Annotated in this window: 10 protein-coding genes; 4 read left to right on the plus strand and 6 right to left on the minus strand. The window is 66.1% G+C overall.

The features are described from left to right. Positions 1-14: 14 nt before the first annotated feature. Positions 15-1994 (minus strand): APC family permease, encoded by a 1980-nt coding sequence (locus E1263_RS10320; RefSeq protein WP_238161155.1) that lies wholly within the window; start codon positions 1992-1994, stop codon positions 15-17. A 130-nt stretch (positions 1995-2124) separates the two neighbouring features. Then, entirely contained in the window at positions 2125-4959 is a 2835-nt protein-coding gene (locus tag E1263_RS10325) for a X2-like carbohydrate binding domain-containing protein (protein WP_132166988.1), read from the minus strand. A 66-nt stretch (positions 4960-5025) separates the two neighbouring features. Here E1263_RS10325 and E1263_RS10330 point away from each other — a divergent pair, with 66 nt between their 5' ends. Both E1263_RS10330 and E1263_RS10335 read left to right on the plus strand, forming a co-directional pair. Then, positions 5026-7239, plus strand: a complete 2214-nt coding sequence (locus E1263_RS10330) for a M14 family zinc carboxypeptidase (protein ID WP_132166989.1) — start codon at positions 5026-5028, stop codon at positions 7237-7239. Between the two features lie 382 nt (positions 7240-7621). Beyond that, complete coding sequence (locus E1263_RS10335; protein ID WP_132166990.1) at positions 7622-8629, plus strand: helix-turn-helix transcriptional regulator; 1008 nt, start codon at positions 7622-7624, stop codon at positions 8627-8629. A 323-nt stretch (positions 8630-8952) separates the two neighbouring features. On the opposite strand, the gene E1263_RS10340 is transcribed toward E1263_RS10335, so the two are convergent. From E1263_RS10340 to E1263_RS10355, 4 genes are read right to left on the minus strand one after another with little or no spacing between them, the layout of a single operon-like run. Next, a complete protein-coding gene (locus tag E1263_RS10340) occupies positions 8953-10083 on the minus strand; it encodes an OmpA family protein (RefSeq protein WP_132166991.1) in 1131 nt (376 codons plus the stop codon). Positions 10084-10093: 10 nt separating this feature from the next. Then, the gene (locus tag E1263_RS10345) at positions 10094-10885 is read right to left on the minus strand and encodes a hypothetical protein (protein WP_132166992.1); all 792 of its coding nucleotides are present in this window, start codon (positions 10883-10885) and stop codon (positions 10094-10096) included. Further along, positions 10882-11319 (minus strand): hypothetical protein, encoded by a 438-nt coding sequence (locus E1263_RS10350; RefSeq protein WP_132166993.1) that lies wholly within the window; start codon positions 11317-11319, stop codon positions 10882-10884. Before E1263_RS10350 ends, E1263_RS10345 begins: the two co-directional genes overlap by 4 nt. After that, a complete protein-coding gene (locus tag E1263_RS10355) occupies positions 11316-12011 on the minus strand; it encodes a hypothetical protein (protein WP_132166994.1) in 696 nt (231 codons plus the stop codon). The genes E1263_RS10350 and E1263_RS10355 overlap by 4 nt, the downstream gene beginning before the upstream one ends. A 98-nt stretch (positions 12012-12109) precedes the next feature. Here E1263_RS10355 and E1263_RS10360 point away from each other — a divergent pair, with 98 nt between their 5' ends. Together E1263_RS10360 and E1263_RS10365 are read left to right on the plus strand one after the other, a co-directional pair. Next, entirely contained in the window at positions 12110-13165 is a 1056-nt protein-coding gene (locus tag E1263_RS10360) for a hypothetical protein (protein WP_132166995.1), read from the plus strand. A 2-nt stretch (positions 13166-13167) separates the two neighbouring features. Further along, positions 13168-15033, plus strand: coding sequence for an AAA family ATPase (locus tag E1263_RS10365; protein WP_165956566.1), 1866 nt, complete (start codon positions 13168-13170; stop codon positions 15031-15033).

Below are 15033 nucleotides of genomic sequence, written 5' to 3' on the forward strand. Positions count from 1 at the left end.
GGACCGCCGATGAGTCAGCCGACGTGGATGCCTGGTCTGCGGGCAGGGTCTGCTTCATGCTGGCGGATGATTTCGCGGACGACGGGTGCGGTGTCGCCGCGGCCGAGGATGAGATAGCGCAGCAGGTGGCTGAGCGGGTTGCCTTCGGACCATTCGAAGTGGCAGTGCGGGAGGACGTCGGTCGTATCGCGCAGAGCGAGCAGGATGGCGGCGATGGCGTTCGGTACGGCGGGGCTGTCGGCGCGTAGAACGCGGTAGCCGTCGATCTCGACGCCGCGGACGCGGAGTACGTCGCTGAAGGTGGAGGGGTCGACGACGTCGATCTCGAGGAAGAGGATGTCGGTGCGGTGGGGGACCGGGTCGGCGTCGCGGACGTCGGCCTCCTTGGCGGCGTACTCCGCGGCGTCGCCGGCCTGGCGCTGATTGGCGATGATGTTGAGGATGCCGTCGCTGCGGATCGATTCGGTGATGAAGCCGCGGGCCGCGTCATCGAACTCGATCCGGTCGGCGCGTAGTTCGGTGGTGCGGGCGACGCGGGAGATCAGTGAGACGGTGATGATGCCGGCGATGAACAGGCCGGAGATGGCGATGCCGTCGGGCTTCTCAATGATGTTCTCGACCAGGGCGTAGAGCAGGATCAAGGTGAGAACGGTGAAGGCGATGCTCGCCTTACGCTGCCGCTTGCGTAGGGCCGAGATGGCGACGGCGACCGCGCCGGAGACCATCATGACCAGGATGCCGGTTGCGTAGGCGCCCGCCTGGGCGTCGACGTCGGCGCCGAAGGCGATCGTGATCGCGATGCTGATCGCGGTGTAGACGAGCACGACCGGCCGGACGGCGCGGCCCCACTCGGGTGCCATCCCGTACGACGGGAGGTAGCGCGGCACGATGTTGATCAGCCCGGCCATGGCCGAGGCGCCGGCGAACCAGAGGATGAGGACGCTGCTCAGGTCGTAGACGGTGCCGAAGGCTTCGCCGAGTTTCTCGTGTGCGAGGAAGGCCATCGCGCGTCCGTTGGCTTCGCCGCCGGGCTTGAACTCGTCGGCGGGGATCAGCACCGTGGTGATGAAGCTTGTCGCGAGCAGGTAGACGCTCATGATGAGTGCGGCGGCGGTGAGTAGTTTCTTGGTGTTGCGGATCCGGTCGGCCAGCCGCTGTTCTGCGGTCTCACCCTTCGCGGCGACCAACGGCATCATGCTGACGCCGGTCTCGAAGCCGGACATTCCCAGCACGAGCAGAGGGAACGCGATGATGGCCGGTCCGACGACACCTCCGAAGCCTTCCCGGCCGGCGGTCAGGGCGTCCACCCAGCTGTCGAACGCGCCGGGAACCGTCGCGACGTCGTACAGGCCGACTGCCACGATCGCGGCGTTGAGCACGAGGAACACACCGACCAGCGGGATCGCGACGCCGACGGCTTCGCTGAAGCCCATCAGGAACACACCGCCGAGGATCAGCAGCAGAACGACGGTGATGATGACTTCCTGGCCGTGCAGGAAGTCCGGGGTGTAGGGGTTCTCGACCAGGTGCACGGTGGCGTCGGCCGACGACAGGGTGATGGTGATGATCCATGAGGTCGCGACGAAGCCGAGCAGGACCAGGACGAACAGTTTGCCGCGCCAGAACGGCAGCAGGTTCTCCAGCATTGCGATCGAGCCCTGACCGTGCGGGCTCTCCTTGGCGACCCGCCGATACATCGGCAGCATGCCGAGCAGCGTCAGGGCAACGATCAGCAAAGTTGCCAGCGGCGACAATGCACCGGCCGCCAGGGCAGCGATGCCGGGCAGGTACGACAGGGTCGAGAAGTAGTCGACGCCGGTCAGACACATGACCTTCCACCACGATTGCGGCGTCGCGTGGTCCTCGCCGGCCTCGGGCCCGACCGGCTGCACCCGATGCTGCAGCAGCCAGCCGGTCACGCCGCGCGCACCCGTCGACTGATCATGCGGGCCTTTGACAGTGGCGGGTACGGCGTACTCGTCTGGAGAGGTCACGCGCGTCAGAATGCCCGATCCGCCGGGGATCCCGTAATCGGTGTTAGAGCCTTGTGAGAATCGCCGAACGGGGCCAGCGAATCAACGCATCTGAGCCGGTCAGCAGCGGAAAATGTCCGCCCCTGCGCCGCTACGCGGTTGTGTACCGGATGACGTCGTTGCGGAGGACGGTGCCGGAGATCTTCACGATGCGCAGGGTGTGGTCCGTGTTGCTGAGGCCGGATCGGGTGAACACGCTTTGCAGGGTGCCGCGGGACGCGTTCTGCAGGTTCACTCGCTGGATGAGGACGTTGTCGACGTACACGTCGGCTTCGCCTTGGTCGGGGGCTACGGCCGTGAGCCAGGTGATGCTGGTTCCCTTGAAGGTGAATTCGAGGGATGCGCCGTTCGCGGTCGCTGCGTGGATGTCGTTGCGGTAGTCGCTTCTGAAGGTGAAGGCCAGGCTGCTGTAGCCGATGGGTTGGGCCGCGAGATTGCTCTTCTTGATCGTGACCACCGCACCGGACGTGGTGTAGTCGGTGCCGTTGACCAGCGTCGTGCCGCCTCGCTGGATGGAGGTCAGGTCGGTTGCCGGCCGGCCGAGCTGTACGACAGCGTCCGCTTGAGCGGATGTCTTCTTGTCGAAGACCGCGGTGTCCGGCGTAAGAAGGCTCGGTTGTCGTACGTCGATTCGGTCGACCAGCATGAACTGGCCGGACTTCTTGACCCCGCGGATTGTGTGCGTGCCGTTCGCCAGTCCGGAGATGCTGTAGACGACCTGCTGGGCGCCACGGCCGCTGGCCTGGCTGGCGTTGACGGTCTGCTTGAAGATGCCGTCGATGTAGATGTCGACCTCGCCTTGTGACGCATGCGTCTCGGTCACGTAGTCGACGCCCGTTCCGATGAAGGTCGAGCTGAAAGCGTCGCCGTTCGCTTCGGCGTACTGGACATCGTCGCGGTAGTCGCCGAAGCCGCGGCCGGTGCTGTTGCCCCACGAGCCGGTGTAGGTGATCTGCGCGTCGTTGTTGTTGAGTGAGATGGTGCGAACGCCGCCCGGCGTGCGGACGTTGAACTTGTCGAGCAGCATGAACTGGCCCGTCTTCTTCACGCCCCGGATCGTGTGGATCCCGTTGGCGAGGCCGGAGATGCTGTAAGCAACCTGCTGCGCGCCACGACCGCTGGCTTGGTATGTGCTCACGGTCTGTTTGAAGACGCCGTCGACGTAGATGTCCACGTCACCTTGTGACGCGTGCTTCTCGGTCACGTAGTCGACGCCGGTTCCGGTGAAGGTATACGAGAAAGCGTCGCCGTTCGTCTGCGCGTACTGGACGTCGTCCTGGTAGTCGCCGAGTCCGCGGCTCCAACTACGGCTCCACGTGCCGGTGTAGTTGATGGCCGGGTTGTCGTTGTTCACCTCGGTGGTACGGACGCCGGCCGCGGGCGCCGTACCGCCTGCCGTGGTGTCCACGGTCGTGACAGCCAGCGAGTCCGTGATCGTCGTGACCTCGCGGCCACCGTTGCGCGGCCAGGTTCCGGCGTACGCGACCCGCTGGTCGTCGTCGTTCACGCTGATCGTTGAGCCTGGCTGCGGTGTCACCTTCAGGAGCCGTACGCCGTGCGCAGGCACCGCGGTCGCCGTGAACCCTGACGCGAAGCTGCCGAGATCCTGCTTGGCCCACAGATCACGCACCTGCGCTCCACCGGCCAGACCGAGGTCGGACCAGTTCGCGGTCACCGTGGACTGTGAACCGCCGAGGTTGTACAGGGCAACGGTGTAGCTGCTGTCCGCGTTGAGCGAGTACCAGACCTGCTGGTCGGTCGCGGTCGACACCGGCTGTGCTGGGCGGCCTGCCTGGTTGACCGCGATCACTTCGGTGTTCGTCAGCAGGCTCAGGCCGAACTGATCGAGCTGCGTGAGGTCGTTGCCGACGTAGAACGGTGCCGCCGACACAGCCCAAAGCGTCGCCGCCGTCCGCCGCTCGTCCTGGGTCAGGCCGTCCATCGCGCCATTGCCCACGTTGAGTGAGTCGAGGTCGTTCCAGCCGCCGGGGCCGCCGTGCCGCCACCAATCGGCGAGCTTTGGGAACAGTCTGCTGATGTTCGGCCAGGCGGTGAGTGCCTGCCCGGGGCAGTAGCACTCGACGTCCCAGTCGATCCGCCAGCCGTTCGCGTACTGCTTCCAGTAGTCGGCGTAGTTGATGTCGAGCGCCCAGGACAGTTCGAACCAGATCCCGTGCGGGGTCAGCGCCTGCGACCAGCCGGCCACCTCGGCGCGCGCGTCGAGCGAGAGGTCGTTGTGCCCGGAGCCTGGCGTGACGCTGTCGAACTTGAGGAAGTCGATGCCCCACTGGGCGTACAGATCAGCGATCGAGTTGAGGTAGTACTGCGCGCAGGGCTTGGCCATGTCGAGGCGATGCCCGAAGCCCCAGTAGTCAGCCTGCTGCAACGGCTGGAGTGCGAGGTCACCAGTCCGGCACTCGGGATGTCCGAAGACCGGGAGGTTCGCCTGTCGGAGGGCGGGCGAGATGCCAGGGATGCTGTAGATCCCGACCTTCTGGCCGTTGGCGTGGATGTAGTCGATGACTTCCTGGAACCCGTTCGGGAACAGCGTTGTGCTGGGCTTCGGGCGGCCGTAGGCGTCGACACCGTCGTTCCAGCCGGCATCGATGTTGATGTACTTGTACCCGTACGGCTGCAGCTTCTGGTGCATCGCATCGGACTGCGCTTTGAGCTGTGCAGCGTTGATCCACGTCCCGCCACTGGGGGAGTAGACCTGCATGCTGTAACTGCTCCAACCCATGTACGGCGTTCGCGCGGCCTCGCCGGCGGGTCCTGTCAGCGGCTGCACAAGCGCGACGGTTGCGGCTGTCGCCGTACGGGCCTGTGCAGCGACCGAGGTCGACGACAGTCCTAGCGGGATGAGCGCGGCAACCACCAGCGCGGCCACAGACCCACGCAGGCGTCTGTGTCCAGGGGAAATGGGCATGGCGGAGTGACCTTTCTGTTAATTCACGGAGTTCAGAAAGTGTGCACTTCGCCGCGCGGCGTGGCTATGGCTCGCGCAGATCTGGCGAATCCGCTCGACTTCGGCTCTGTCCCGGGTGAGCATGTGCGCACGAGTCGCACCGCGCCGCCTGACAGGCAGCCCGCCGCCCGCGGTGCGACAGAGTGGGGGTACGCCGAAATGAACTGGACCAAGCGCCGCGGCACTGCCGTAGTGGGTTGCGCGGTCGCCGTCGCCGCGGCGGTCGCTGGGTTACAGGGGCTGCCTGCCCCGGCCCAGGCGGATCCGCCGCCGGACAACAGGTCGCAGCTGCTCGACGTGAGTACGCCGACCCGCGCCGATAAGGAGAAGCTGCTCAAACTCGGTTTCGACGTCACCGAGCAGGCCGACGCCGACTCCGTCACGGTGTTCGCCGGGGACGCCCGCGAGCGGAGCCTGCTGAAGTCCGCCGGCTACCAATGGACCGTCAAGGTCGCCGATGTCGAGGAGCAGAACCGTCTCGACCGCGTCAAGGACGCCGCGTATGCGGCCAAGACCACCGTCTCGCCGCTGCCCAGCGGGCGCGACACGTACCGTCGGCTGGCCGACTACGAGGCGGACCTGACGTTGCTGGCCAAGCGGTACCCGAAGCTGGTCAAGCCGATCACGCTGCCCTACAAGACCAGCGAGGGCCGCCCGGTCCGGGGCGTCGAGATCACCACCAACCCGCAGAACGTGACCGACGGCAAACCAGTCTTCTTCCTGATGGGCGCGCACCACGCGCGCGAGTGGCCGTCGGCGGAGACCGCGATCGAGTACGCCTTCGATCTCACCAAGAACTACGGCAAGAACAAGCGGATCACGTCGATCGTGCAGAAGACGCGCACCATCGTCGTACCGATCATCAACGTCGACGGCTACAACACCTCGCGCGAGGCCGCGCCCAAGGGTGACTTCAGCAAGTTCGATTACGAGATGAAGCGCAAGACGTGTGAGGCGACGGCCAAGACGCTGCCCGAGGAGCTCGGCGGCGACTGCGGCAATAACCCGCAGGGCGTGCAGCGCGGTACCGACCCCAACCGGAACTACCCGGGCTTCTGGGGTGGGCCGGGCGCGAGCACGAACTACCGCAGCGAGACCTACCGTGGTGACCAGCCGTCGATCCTGCCCGAGGTGCAGAACGTCCGCTGGGTCGTCTCCAACCGCCAGGTGACCGGACTGATCACCCTGCACACCTTCGGGAACCTGATCCTCCGTCCGCCGGGCGTCATGGCCGTGGGTGCACCCCCGGACGAGCCGATCTACAAGGCGCTAGGAGCGTCGCTGGCGGTAGACAACGGCTACACCAACCAGCCGAGCTACCAGCTGTACGACACCACCGGATCGACCGAGGACTGGAGCTACTGGGCAACCGGCGGCCTCGGTTTCACCTTCGAGATCGGCTCGTCCTTCCATCCGCCGTACGCCGACGGGGTCATCGCGCACTACCTCGGCCAGGCGCCGGCACCAGGCGCGGGTACGGGCGGTAACCGCGAGGCCCTGCTGACGATGAGCGAGGCCACCGGCAACGCCAAGCTGCACTCGACCCTCCTCGGTGCGACCGCACCCGGCCGCACGCTGAAGATCGCGAAGACCTTCCAGACACCCACCTCGCCGGTCATCCAGCCGGACGGTACGGCGAAGGACCCGATCATCTACACCGACAAGCTCGAGTCGACGCTGACGACCGGCATCGGCCCGTTCAAGTGGTCGGTCAACCCATCCACCCGCCCGTACGTCGCCGGCCGCTGGGGCCGCGACCCGGTCGCACCGACCCAGCCGTCGGTCACCTTGACCAACCCGGACGGCATTCCGGTCAAGGGCCAGGCCGAGACTGCGACGTTCACGATCAAGGCGCCGCCGGAGGCCGACAACGGCAAGGCCTCGATCAAGATCGGCTGGAACAAACCGGACGTCGACTGGGACGTCTACATCTACGGGCCGGATGGCAAGCAGGTCGCGCAGGCGGCGTCGCTGGCCGACCCAGAGGTCGCCGTCCTGCTCGACCCGGTACCAGGCCAGTACACGGTCCAGGTGGAGAACTTCGACGGTGGTGAGACGGCCGACTGGACCGGCTCGGTCGAGTTCGCCCCGCCGACACCCGCGTCGTACACCGGTGTCAAGGAGAGCTGGAAGCTGAGCTGCTACACCAAGGCCGGCAAACTCCTCGGCACCCGCGACGTCACCGTCGACCGCGGTAAGACCGTCTGGGTCGGCGACCCCTGCCGCCGCTACAAGGGCTGAGTCACGCAGCAGGCCCCTCGGCAATCGAGCAATACGCCGAGGGGCCCGCAGCGCGGAACCGCTGGGCCGGAACCTTGTCCGATCCGATGCACGGGGATGCCACGATCGAGGCGCTTGAGGCGGGGTGGGATCCGGTGGAATTGCGTAGAGATCGATCCGCCGGCGGATCGTGTAGTTAAGTCTCGTGTCCGAGGAACAACACGCACCTTAACCACATGCCTCGAGATCCCTGTGTGAGTCGTGCTCTTTACACGCCCTGGCCGGTTCCACAGATACGTGATCTGATGACACTCAGTAACAGATCGACCTCCGCGCACGATAGGTCCGGAGTGGGACTGGGGTGAACTGACCTGGGTACAGGTTCGCGAGTAGGTGGGGATGTGTGGTGTTGGTGTCCGCGGGGAGTGCGCGTCCGAACGTCAGCCCGAGTGTGGCGATTGTCCTGTACGAGGCGTTCAAAAAGATGTCAGGCTCGTTGGTCGGCAACCACTATGCGCTGTACGACTACGCGCGAGTGGTGATGACGAAGATCGCTCCTGTCGACGCGTTCTATGTCGGTCTGATCCATGCGGGGACAAGGGTTCGATTCCCTTACAACTACGACGGCGCGCGGCATGACGACTCGGATGTCCACACCATCGGTCGGGACGGACTGACTGCCTGGCTGCTGGCCAACAAGCGGACTTATCGGTTCGACTTCGACCATGGCTTCTTGCTGAATGGGGGAATCGGGTTCGGCGATGTCCACAAACGCTCAGCCGATGCTGTGACGGTGCCGCTCCTGTCTCGGACCCTCGATGGGTCCGAGGTGTTCGGGATGATGTCGATGCAGAGCTATGAGCCGGGCGTCTACAGCGGGGAGGCAGTGGCTGCCTTCGAGTGGATCGCCGAGGTGATCGGCCGGGTGCTGGCGCGTGAACAGGAGGATCGCGATGCACTCGGGGTGTTGAACTCTGGGACCGGCGACGCCCTTGGCGATGACTTCCTGACGTCGGATCAGATGGTGGAGTACCTGGTCGAGCAGATCGGAGCGGTACGGCGGCGGGCGGAACAGGTGCTGGACGATGCCGGCATGACCGTGGACCGGGCTCGCGGTGTGCTGGCTGATGTCACCACCGACTGCCTACGCATCCAAGCAGAGCTGGTCGAGATGACCTTGCTGGTTGATGACCGCCCTACCTTGCGGTTCAACACGTTGACACCTGCGGAGCAGACGATCGCTGTGCTGCTGGCTGACGGATTGAGTAATCAGGCGATCTCCGAGCAGTTGCGGCCGACGAGCATCAACACTGTCAAGACCCATCTGAAGAACATCGCCGGGAAGTACGGAATGAGCACTCGAGCGGAGATCGCTGCTGACGTGGTCAAGCACCTGGGGCTGGTGCACTAGCGTGCGGCTCACCCGCGGGGTGAGTTGAGCGACGGCGCTTCTCACCCGGCACGGTATGGCGTTGCTGACTACGCTCCGTGCAGCATCGGGGTGAACGTCGCTGAGCATCCGTGAAGCGGGGTTTCAGCTGGGGGAGTAGGTCTTCGCGCCGTCGCGCTGACGGTGTCGAATAGGTGGGGGAGGATGTCCGTGTGCTGGATACCGTTCAGGGGGATGAGGTCGGTGTGCTGAGCCGATGAGCAGAGTCGGCCAGTGATTGACGAAACCTGTTGGGGTGCGATGCATCGGGTGATCACTCGATGCGTCGCACCCCATTGGTCTGCTTAGCGAGGGCAGGTCGGGTCCATCAGGACCAAGCGCATTGAGATCGCCTCCACCGGGCCGTTCGGAGCGTGGTAGCCGGTCCAGTCGATGCCCACCCCTTGGGTCAGAATGCGCTGGCCCGGCACTCCCAGCTCGACCAAGATCCCTTTCGCGGCGTTGGCCCGAGCCTTCGACAGCGGATTGCTCGGATTGTTCTCCTTGTACGCCGTGGTGCCCGTGAGCACGATGTTGAACCCGGTCTGCTTGAGACCCTTCGCCAGCCCCCGAAGCGCATCCCGGGCGCGGTGCCGGTCGATGAAGGTTGCGCTGTCCGATGCGAAGCCCAGCTGCGCTTCGTTGAACTTGAACTGCCTGCAGAGGTTCCTCGGGTCCGGTGGAGCTGGTCGCTTCGTCACGCCAACGGTGGGTAGTGAGGCCGCACGGCGGCCGGCTGGCAACGAGTCCGATGCGATCTGGATCGGTTTCACTGCTCCCGCCTCGGCCAGGACGTCGGTCCATAGCGCGGTGAGCCGGGCGGAGTCCGGGGAGGTCAAGCGTCCTTGAGGTGCGGCTGTCTGGCCGAGTCCGGTCATCAGCACCGAGATTCCGTTGAGATCGGGCGAGTAGTGTCCAGCCTTCAGCTTTTTGCCGATCGTAACCGGGTCGCTGTCGAGCACCGACAGATCCTTCAGCGACAGCGGCCCGGTGGTGTCCAGGCCGCTGTCGATGGTGATGATCTGCTTCGGCCCGGGCAGCGAACTGATGTTGTCCCGGGCGACCTTGATCGCGGAGAACAAGCTGGCCTCTCCGGCGTCCGCTGGGTACTTCGTCACGATCGACGGGATCTCCTTGAGTAGCTTCTTGGTGAACTGCTCGCAGGCTTTTGTGGTCCCGTGTGTGCAGGCCAGGTCGCTCTTCGCCACCATCTTCGGATCCCCGGTCACCGAGACGATAACGAGCCGGTCGCCGCGCTCGATCGCGGCGTTCAGCGCAGCACTTGCGGCCTGCGTCAGCAAGGGGGCCGGCATGTTCTGCCGATTCCCGATGACCAGCGCCGTAGCACCGCCGTGCTGCTCGGGCGGGCCGCACCCGGTAAGGCCGAGCAAGGCGGCACAGACCAGACCGACGGTGAGAATACGTGGTATTTGCATGAGATGTTCCTCAGGTTCCGGGATCGGTGCGGCGTCGTGGGGTGTAGGCCAGCAGTACTTCCGTTGCCTCGGGCTCACCGAGGTTGCGGCTGATCCGCTCGACCTTCTCCTCGTGGGCAATGCCGGCGAAGCCCTCCGCCAGTTGTTCCTCCAGCAGCTGCGCCTCTTGCAGACGAGTGGCGTCGGATCGAAGATCACTCAGTAAGTGACCCTCCGTCGTGGCCGACTCGCGCTCGCGCCCGAGGCGCCGGAGCAACCAGTCGCGCTCTCCGGACAGTTCGTTGAGCAAGCGTTGGCGGTGCCGGTCATACGCATGCTTCGACGCCAGGATCGCGGTCGCCGAGAACACGATCGCCAGCAGGACGGCGACGAACAGCCGTTCGCGAAGGGAGTCGGAGTCCGCAGCGGAGGTACCGGCGAACGGATCATCGATGCCTGTACCGAGGGTAGTTGTGTCTCCGATCGGGCTGAAGGTCAGCCGAATGAGCGCCATCGCTGTCCCCAGAGCCAGCCACAACAGGCCGGTCAGCAGGAGGACCGGAAGCGTTATGTGCTCACGTCGTCGACGTTGGCTGAGAGCAGCGCCGAAGATCCAGGGCAGGAGGATCGAGACTCCTGTACAGCCGGCCGTGACCACCAGCGCGATCGTGTCGCTGGCATCTTGCAGCAGCAGTTGCGTGTTGAGATAGAAGCCCCAGCCGTCGACTGTCGCCAGCCCGAGTACCAGCACCCACCAGCCGACTTCCCGCGCCCAACGGTTCCAGCGCTGCGGTGCTATCGAGGTCACGTTGTAGATGCTCATGGTCGGCCCTCCGTCTGCTCCGCCTGCATGGCGAGCTCCACGTCCTTCAGCCGGGACTCGAGTTGTTCGATCCGGGCGTTCGTGCGGTCCAGGCGGCCCTGGCGTTCGGCGAGTTCGTGGCCGTACTTGCGCCGCCGCTCGAGGTGTTCGAGGGCGATCTGACGCTGCCATTGGTCCCGGACGAGCTCGACCCGGTCCTCGAGCACCCGCGGTGTGCCCTCGTCGATCGCGCCGTGGGCGTAGAGCTCGTCGACCCGGTCGCGGATCTCGAGCACCAGGCCGGCCGGGTCCGGACACGACGGATAGGCCTCGAACAGGGCCGGCTTCTGCCGGTCGATCTCGAGGTCTGCGACCGGCTGCCGGAGCCGCCGGAACCAGGCCACGATCCGCTGGATGATTCCGGGCACTGCTTCGTCCACGGACATGCTTGTCATTCCGACACCTCGCCGGCCCAGCCGCCCATCCGGACGAGCTGCTCGGCGAGTTCGGCCGGTACGGGCGGCACGTCTTGATCGAGCCGATCGGCCAGGAAGCTTCGGTGCCGGTGATGCTTGACGAGGCTCTCGTCGAAGGTCGACCGCCGGAGCACCGCCAGCCGGTGGACCAGTTCGAGCTCCGTCTCGTACCGCAGGTTCATGGTCCGCAGTTTGGCCACGAGCTTCGCCTGCCGCTCAACCGCGGTGGCCAGTTTCGTGGACGTCTTCGAAGCTGCCGCCGCTGCCTCGGTCAGGGCCCGCCGCCGCACCCGCGCCCGGCGTGCGCGCGCCACCTGGTCCAGCTCGGGCGTCGATGGCGGCGTCGATCGCAGCTGGTTCAACTGCTTGCTGTCGCGGACCTCCTGGTCCCGCAGCTCAGCGATCTGCCGATCCAGTACGGCGAGTTCCTCGACCGTCGACAGAAGCTCGGACGTCAGGATCTGCCGCAGCCGGCTGAGTGCTTCGTCCCGCTGGGCGAAGAAGAGCTCACGCTCCTGGGTGGTCAGCGGTCCGGTGTCCAGTTCGAGCAGTGGCTCGTCCCGCCGGGCCACCCGGAGCGCATCCCGGCGCAGCCGGCGCCGCTCCCGCCGACCTAGCTGCTCAGTACCGGACGTCAGCTCGGCCACGTCGGTACCCCCGCCTACTCGCATCGTTGCTTCCCTTCGCCACGCAAGGCCTACTGCCTCGCACTGACGGACAAACCGATCCCGGCTCTGTCCGTCAGGGCGTGAAGACGAGAGGAACCGGTGTGAGCAGTCAACGAGTGGTCAGCTTCGAGCTGACCGAGGCCCAGCGGGCCCAGGTCCGCCGCGTCGTGGCCCTCAACCGAGACATCAGCACCGGCCGGGTCGAGCGCGCCCGGAAACGGATGCTCGCGCAACTCGACCGGCTGACCGCGACGGTCCCGGCCGTGGCGCTGCCGTCGCGGGCAGCCGTCGACGCGGCCTTCGACAAAACCACCGATGCCGACCGGCCGTCAGGGGAGACTGTCGTTCTCGCAAAGCAGCTCAGTCAGGCCCGGGCTAGTACGGCGACCGACGACCGCCTGGTCGAGTCACTTCTCGTCCGGGTGCCCGCCATCGAGTCGTTGCCGGAAGCGGTGACGACGGCCGTGGCCGAGGTCAGGTCGGCGACGGCTGCACAGCGCGGCGCAGCCGTCGAGACCTTGAAGGAGGCAGTCGAGGCGGCCATCGCAAGGTGTCGCGATCGCGAGCAGAGCCAGGTCGAACTCGACCACGCGACCGCGATCAGCGACGCATTGAGTGCCCTAGGCAACGAGCTGCGGGAGAGTCTTCGGGTGAAGGTGAAGCAGCTGCAGGCCGACATCGCCGCGGCGGCCGAGCGGCACGCCGGCGGGGACGACGTAGTGTCGAAGGAGCTCGTCGTCAGCGCCACCAAGCTCCGGAAGGAATTCAGCCAGGACGAGGACGACGCGCACACTCTCGCGATTCTCGCCGGCCTGTGGCGCGACCTCGGCTACGAGGTCGACGTCGGAGCCGACCTGTTCGTTGCCCACGCCGGCCACGACCGCGGCGTTGCTGTCCGGGTGGTCAACGGTGCCGCGATCGCCCAACAGGTCGGCATCACCAACGAACACGGCCAACGCCGCACCCCGACCCCGGGGTCGCACGACGCCGTCTGCGCTGTGGCTGCCCAAGTAGAGCAACGAGCAGGTAAGGCGGGCCTTCAGGCGACCCATTGCGCCGTGGAGAACGACGAGAGGACACCACTCGCAACGGCCGTCGTGAGAACGATCACCAACGGCTCGGTCGCTGAGCCACGACACATGCACCACGGAGAATGACCATGAGCGATCTTCCGGAGTGGCTCAGCGAACTGAGCATCCGCCTGGCCACCAGCCCGCACCTCGTCCTCGTCGGCGCCCCGAACGAGCAACACCTGCTACCTGCCGGCGACGGCAGACCGGTGTGGCGGACCTTCACCCACGCAGTCACCGGCACACTCCTCAACTCGGGCTACTCACTTGTGCTCCAGTGGAGTGTGGACGGCGGTCTCACTCCGATCGCGGAGGCGGCACCGGGCCTTGCCGACCAGCTCCTCGGCGGTCACGGCGGACAGTCCGGCGACGAGGTGATCGGCGACGCGAAGTCCCTGATGAGCGCACTGCGCGTGGTCGACGCATTCAGCCCGAGTGGTACCGGCATGAGCGGCCGGGCCGCCCTGATCGTCATGGGCGCCGAACGCCTCGCCGAGAGCTCGTCCGCCTCTCCGTTGCGTGAAGTGTTCGCGGTGGCCCAGCAACGGGCGCTCGCCGCCGTACCGCTGCCGTCCGGGGAGACCCGCGGCCAGCTCTTCAACACCGTCGTGTGGACGGTCGACCGCGAGCACGATCTGCCCAACTGGTACCTGATGACCCGGGGCGTCCATGTTCTGTCCATCCCGCTGCCAGACCAGACCACCCGGCGACAAGTGGCCCGCTCGGTCGTCTCCGGCTTCCAGGGGTACCGCGACCTCAGCGAGGAAGAGCGCACCTCGGCCGGCTGGCAACTTGCCGACTTGTGTGAGGGCATGACCCAGGCGCAGATGCGGGAGGTGGGCCGGTTCGCGGGTGACCGGAAGGTCGAGGTGGCCCACCTCGAGGACGCGGTGCGCGGAACCAGGTCGGGACTGCGCGAGTCGCCCTGGCGTTCGGACGTGATGCGGGCCCGCGTCGTACGAGCCGGTCGCATCCTGCTCGAGAAGGAACCGCCCGGTGACTCGGGCATCAGCGTCGTCCGCGGGCAGAGGCCGGCGGTTCGTCAAGCGGTCGACGTGCTCAGCCGCAGCGTGACCGGCCTGTCCGACTGGGACGAGTCGGAACACTCGAGCCGGCCGCGCGGCGTCCTCTTCCTGGCCGGTCCGACCGGTGTCGGCAAGACCTTCCTTGCCAAGCAACTCGCGATCGCCGTCTTCGGCCGGGTGGAGGCGATGGTCCGGTTCGACATGAGCGAGTACGCGACTTCGCACAGCGAGGCCCGGCTGATCGGCTCACCACCGGGGTACGTCGGCTACGAGTCCGGCGGCCAGCTCACGAACGCCGTCCGGCAGCGGCCCTGCTCGCTGTTGCTGTTCGACGAGATCGACAAGGCGCATCCGTTGGTACTGGACAAGTTCCTGCAGATCCTGGAAGACGGCCGGCTCACCGACGGTTCGGGCAGTACGGTGCATTTCGGCGAGACGCTGCTCGTCTTCACCTCGAACCTGGGCATCTACCGCCGCGACGGTGAGATCGACAGCGGGAAGCCGCTGGTTCTTCCTGGCGAGCCGTACGACCAGGTCGAGTCGAAGGTGCGGGCCGAGGTCAACCGGCATTTCACCTCGGTGCTCAAGCGACCGGAGATCCTGAACCGGATCGGCGACAACATCCTGGTCTTCGACTATCTGTCCGAACAGACCGCGCGCGACCTTCTGCAGGACAAGGTCGACACCCTGAGCCGCACCGTCAAGGCACGCCGGGACGTCGAGGTCCGGTTCGGAGTACAGGTGCTGTCCGAGCTGGGCGACATCGTCGCCGGCGAGGAGGTTCGGCAGTTCGGTGGCCGCGGGGTGAAGAACGTCGTCGAGAGCCGCTTGGTGAATCCGCTCGGCCGCGAGCTCCTCGAGCACGGTCCCGGCTCCGTGCTGCGGGTTGACGCACTCACCTCCGACGGTGTCCGGCTGACGGGCGGCTGA

Origin of the sequence: Kribbella antibiotica, assembly GCF_004349055.1 — a bacterium.
Lineage (GTDB): Bacteria > Actinomycetota > Actinomycetes > Propionibacteriales > Kribbellaceae > Kribbella > Kribbella antibiotica.

Bases quoted from the DNA above. Each gene is read 5' to 3' on its own strand.
- E1263_RS10325 (WP_132166988.1), bottom strand. From the start codon at position 4,959: ATGCCCATTTCCCCTGGACACAGACGCCTGCGTGGGTCTGTGGCCGCG.
- E1263_RS10330 (WP_132166989.1), top strand. From the start codon at position 5,026: ATGGCTCGCGCAGATCTGGCGAATCCGCTCGACTTCGGCTCTGTCCCG.
- E1263_RS10340 (WP_132166991.1), bottom strand. From the start codon at position 10,083: ATGCAAATACCACGTATTCTCACCGTCGGTCTGGTCTGTGCCGCCTTG.
- E1263_RS10345 (WP_132166992.1), bottom strand. From the start codon at position 10,885: ATGAGCATCTACAACGTGACCTCGATAGCACCGCAGCGCTGGAACCGT.
- E1263_RS10350 (WP_132166993.1), bottom strand. From the start codon at position 11,319: ATGACAAGCATGTCCGTGGACGAAGCAGTGCCCGGAATCATCCAGCGG.
- E1263_RS10355 (WP_132166994.1), bottom strand. From the start codon at position 12,011: ATGCGAGTAGGCGGGGGTACCGACGTGGCCGAGCTGACGTCCGGTACT.
- E1263_RS10365 (WP_165956566.1), top strand. From the start codon at position 13,168: ATGAGCGATCTTCCGGAGTGGCTCAGCGAACTGAGCATCCGCCTGGCC.